This is a genomic window from Tepidiforma sp. (genome assembly GCF_034433535.1).
GTDB lineage: Bacteria > Chloroflexota > Dehalococcoidia > Tepidiformales > Tepidiformaceae > Tepidiforma.
In genome coordinates this window covers 1-2282 of the sequence record NZ_DAOUAO010000027.1, presented here as the reverse complement: position 1 = coordinate 2282, position 2282 = coordinate 1, and the positions used below count along the sequence as shown (strand labels likewise).

The following is a 2282-nucleotide window of genomic DNA, read 5'->3' as shown; positions in this document are numbered from 1 at the left end:
GTCGGCGGGGACCGGCGGCGTTTCCCAGGCGAACGAGCGGGAGAGGATGGCGAGCCCGGCGGCTTCGAGCGCAGTCACCGCCGCGGACAGGTTGGCGCGACGGTCGCCGAGGTTCGAGCCGAGGGCGATGGCGACACGGGTCATGGCGGCTGCGGGGCCCGCCAGTTGGCGCGGGCGATGGCATCAGTGACGCGGGCGACGCGGGCCATGGCGGGGAGGTCGTGGACGCGGATGATATCCGCACCGGCGGCGATCCCGAAGGCGACGGTGGCGGCGGTGCCTTCGAGCCGGTCGTGGACCGGGGCATCGAGGATGAGGCCGATGGTCGACTTGCGGGAGGTGCCGATGAGCAGGGGAAGTTCGAACGACCAGAACTCCGGGAGGCGGCGGAGCATTTCGAGGTTCTGCTCGGGCGTCCAGCCGAAGCCGAAACCGGGGTCGAGGATGATGCGGTCGGCGGGGATGCCGGCCTCCCCGGCGAGCTGGAGGGTCGCGCGGAAGCCCTCGGCGATATCGCCGGCGACGTCCCGGAAGGGGCGCCCGCGCTGGTTGTGCATGGCGATCAGGTGGGCTCCGGTCTCAGCGACGAGGGCGGCCATGTCGGGGTCGCGGCGGAGGCCCCAGATGTCGTTGACGGCGTCGGCACCGGCGGCGAGGGCGCTGCGGGCGACGCTGGCGTGGTAGGTATCGACCGAGATGGGCAGGCTGGTGGCGGCGCGGACGGCTTCGAGGCAGGGCATGAGCCGGCGGAGCTCCTCGGCGGGGTCGAGCTCTCCGGCACCGGGGCGGGAGGATTCGGCGCCGAGGTCGAGGATGTCGGCGCCGGCGGCTTCGAAGGCGCGGGCGCGCTCGACGGCGGCGTCGGGGTCGCTGCCGATGCCATCGCCGGAGAAGGAGTCGGGAGTCAGGTTGATGATGGCCATGAGGTAGGTGCGTTCGCCCCAGCGGAAGGCGCGCCCGCGGATTTCGGTGGCGGTCGCGCGGTAGCTGCGGGTGAGGGGCCAGCAGATGGGGTTCGGCATCAGGGCACGATTTCGTACTGCTGCTCGACCGGTTCGCCGTTTTCGATGTACCAGACGCGGACGACCGGGTTGGCGGGGTCGGCCACGCTGATGACGAAGTGGACGAACGGCGGGCCGAAGAAGGGGCCCATCATGCGGATATCGGTGGGGCTGGGGACGGCCGGGCTGCCGGTGTGGGAGTGGTAGAAGCCTGCGAGTTCGGCGCCGGCGGCATCGATGGCCTCTTCGTGGCGGCGGGTCTCGAGGGGGTCGATGCTGAAGCGGTACGGGCTGTTCTCGGCGTTGCGGGCGGGGCGGATTTCGGTGACGACGCCATCGCGGGCAGCGATGAGGCCGCAGGCTTCGATGGGGGCATCGGCGAGGGCGTGGGCGACCATCTGGTCGATGTGGGCCTGCTTGAGGCGAATGGCGACGGCCACGGCGGCTCCGGAGGAGAGGGTGTGGCTCAATTGTAGGGGCGCGGGGCCCTGCGATCGCGGAAGGGGCGCCGGGAGGAGGCGCCCCTTCTGCCACGGAGGGAGGACGGCGAGGTCAGGCGTTCTGTTCGCACCAGAGGGTGAAGACACCCTTTTCGCTGTCGGGGAGCTGCTGGCTGTTGGCGGTGGCGGCGACCCTGAGGTCGGGGGAGGGCTCGGTGACGGGGACGGCGACGGACTTGAGGACGTCGGCGACTTTGAAGTTCTCGTCTTCGACGGCGAGGACGGTGACGAGGCCGAAGAAGCCGGCAGCGCTCTCGGCGTGGCTGAGGACGTGGCAGTGGAAGGCCCAGAGGCCGGGTTCGAAGCAGTCGATGATGGTGTCGTAGCGGTTGCCGGGGGGTACGTCGATGGTGTCGCACTTGTAGGGCTGGGGAAGCATGTAGCCATCGACGGCGAAGACCTCCATGGCGAGGCCGTGGAGGTGCATGGGGTGGTACATCATGCCTTCGTTCATCCAGCGGACAAGGATGCGCTCGCCCTTCCTGGCGACGAGGGCATCGGTGGCCGGGAAGCCCTTGCCGTTGACGGTGTAGCCGAGGAGGGAGTCGTTGAGGATGAGGATGTATTCGCGGTCGTATTTGGGGTAGTCGTTGGGGTTGGCGGGTTCGACGATGAAGGCGCCGAGGAGGCCGCGGTTGACCTGGTCGGCGGAGTCGTGGTGGGAGTGGTACATGTGGGAGCCGGGGTTTTTGAGGGTGAACTCGTAGGTGAAGGTCTGGCCCGGCTGGATTGGGTCCTGGGTGACGTAGGGGACGCCATCCATGGTGTAGGGCAGGTGGAT

4 protein-coding genes are annotated in these 2282 nt (G+C 69.3%); all 4 read right to left on the bottom strand.

The window, feature by feature from the left end; genetic code table 11:
- Positions 1-144, bottom strand: a 144-nt coding sequence (locus tag VAE46_RS13510) for a 2-amino-4-hydroxy-6-hydroxymethyldihydropteridine diphosphokinase (RefSeq protein ID WP_416223928.1), incomplete at its 3' end; no start/stop codon positions are given.
- Positions 141-1022, bottom strand: a complete 882-nt coding sequence (gene folP / locus VAE46_RS01645) for a dihydropteroate synthase (protein WP_322795164.1) — start codon at positions 1020-1022, stop codon at positions 141-143. The genes folP and VAE46_RS13510, both read right to left, overlap by 4 nt.
- A complete protein-coding gene (locus tag VAE46_RS01640) occupies positions 1022-1441 on the bottom strand; it encodes a M67 family metallopeptidase (protein WP_322795163.1) in 420 nt (139 codons plus the stop codon). Before VAE46_RS01640 ends, folP begins: the two co-directional genes overlap by 1 nt.
- Positions 1442-1553: 112 nt before the next feature.
- Positions 1554-2282 (bottom strand): multicopper oxidase domain-containing protein (locus VAE46_RS01635; protein ID WP_322795162.1); only part of this gene is annotated, 729 nt, incomplete at its 5' end.